General features: G+C 64.4%; 2 protein-coding genes. Both read right to left on the bottom strand.

Annotated features, from left to right (window positions below; genetic code table 11):
* Positions 1 to 37 precede the first annotated feature (37 nt).
* The gene (gene tnpC, locus ACR80S_RS17105; RefSeq protein WP_435403904.1) at positions 38 to 1,633 is read right to left on the bottom strand and encodes an IS66 family transposase; all 1,596 of its coding nucleotides are present in this window, start codon (positions 1,631 to 1,633) and stop codon (positions 38 to 40) included.
* A gap of 43 nt (positions 1,634 to 1,676) precedes the next feature.
* A partial coding sequence (tnpB, locus tag ACR80S_RS17100) for an IS66 family insertion sequence element accessory protein TnpB (RefSeq protein WP_435403903.1) occupies positions 1,677 to 2,066 on the bottom strand: 390 nt, incomplete at its 5' end.

Genomic DNA, 2,066 nt, shown 5'->3' with positions numbered 1-2,066 from the left:
GTAAACGGTCCACTAACCCCATCTGTTCCGGCCTGAATCAGGCCGGTAGAGTATCTTTCCAGCGCCAGGGCAGCAGCGTGTAGAGGTCGTCATCCTCGCCAAGCGTCGGCAGAGTCTCGAACACGAACTGAAGGTATTCGTAGGGTGAGAGGCCGTTGGCCTTGGCCGTCTCGATCAGGCTGTAGATCGCCGCACTGGCCTGCGCGCCGCTCGGTGTGTGGCTGAACAGCCAGTTCTTGCGGCCCACCACGAAGGGGCGGATGGCGTTCTCGGCCGGGTTGTTGTCCAGCGGGATTAGGCCATCATCGAGGAAGCGTGTCAGGCGTTGCCACTGGCCATCCAGGTAGTGCAGGGCCTTGCCCAGCACGCTCTTCGGCAGCACCTGTGTCAACGACTTGTCGAGCCAAGTGCGTAGCTGGGTGACGAGTGGGCGGCTCTTCTGCTCGCGCAGCGCCAGGCGAGCCTCGGGATCCCGTGCCTTGGCCTGTTTCTCCACGGCGTAGAGCTTGCGGATCTGGTTGAGGGCCCAGTCGGCCTTGCCGGTCTTGCCCTTGGGCTGCACCTTCTGGGCCTCGACGAACTTGCGGCGTGCGTGCGCCCAACAGCCGGCATGGGTGATGCCATTCCGTCGCACGACCTCGGCATAGCCTTCGTAGCCATCGGTGACCAGGCGACCGGCATAGTCACCCAGCAGGCGTACGGGCACCCGGCCAGCGCGGCTGGCGTCATAGTCGAACAGCACGACCTGTTGCCCCGGTGGGCCGCCGCGCTGCAGCCACATGTAGGATGTTGAACTCGCCGGCCGGTCGGTTTCGGCGTTGACCTGCAGCGGGGTCTCATCCATGTGGATCAGCGGTGCCTGCCGCAGGTGATGACGCAGCGCCTCGACCAGCGGCGTCAACCGTTCACCGGCCTGAACCATCCAGCGGGCCAGGGTATTGCGGGGGATCTCGGCACCGTGCCGGGCAAAGATCTGGCTCTGCCGGTAGAGCGGCAAGGCATCCTGGTACTTGGCGGTGGCCACATAGGCGAGCAGCGTGGCGCTGGCATTGCTCTTGGGCAGCAGCTTGGCCGGTGCCGGAGCGATCTGCACGCCCTCTTCGCAGGCGGGGCAGGCGTACTTGACGCGCACATGGCGGATCACCTCGACCCGTGCCGGCACGACATGCAGTTCCTCACTGACCTCTTGGCCGATGACCTTGAGCTCGGTGCCATCGTCGTCGCAGTGACGGGTCGCCTCGGGCAACTCGTGGATGACCTCGACGCGGGGGAGTTCGGGCGGCAAGGCGACACGCCCACCCCGGGTGCGGCGCTTGGCCGGCTGATGCGGCTCGGCAGCTGTCTCGTCGGTGGTCGAGTCAGCCTCTTCCTCGGCGCTCTCCTCATCCACGGCCACTTCGGCCTCGTTGATGAGGAGATCCCCTTGCCCGACCCGGTACTTCTCGGTGGAGGGACCGAACTGCCGCTCGGTTGCCAGGCGGAACTGCTCGAACAACTCGGCCTTGGCGGCTTCCCACTCCGCTTCCTTCTTCGCCATCAGGCGATGAAGCTGCGCAATCTCCTCTTGCTGAGACTGCACTTGGCGCTGCAGCCGGGAGACGGTATCGAGTGACGAGGAAGCCGGGGATGTCATGCCACTATTTTACCAAAACCCATCGAATAGTGGCAGCAAAATGTCACCCAACCGATTGAAAATCCAAGGTCTTGTGCGGCTGCATGGCGCTGAGGTCGTAGCCATCGAGTAGCCAGTTCAGCTCCTGGCCCGAGAGCCCGACGGTATCGCCCTCCAGCCGATCGGGCCACTTGAAGCGCTCGCGCTCGAGGCGCTTGTACCAGACCACGAAGCCGTTGCGCTCCCAGAACAGCAGCTTCACCTTGTCGCGCTGGCGGTTGCCGAACACGAACACCGCCTCCTCGAAGGGATTGAGTTCCATGGCCTCCTGGACTAGCAGGGCCAGCCCATCGATCTGCTTGCGCATGTCGACCGGCTCGCGACAGAGGTAGACCCTCAGCCCGGTGTCTGGCCGAATCATCGGGCCACCTCTACGGCGACGAAGCGCATCGGT

This window comes from Halomonas salsilacus, assembly GCF_051216275.1.
Lineage (GTDB): Bacteria > Pseudomonadota > Gammaproteobacteria > Pseudomonadales > Halomonadaceae > Halomonas.
Note: the sequence above shows the minus strand (reverse complement) of the source record. Positions and strands in the feature narration are given on the sequence as shown.

Excerpts from the sequence above, each read along its gene's own strand:
- tnpC (WP_435403904.1), bottom strand. The coding sequence starts at position 1,633 with ATGACATCCCCGGCTTCCTCGTCACTCGATACCGTCTCCCGGCTGCAG.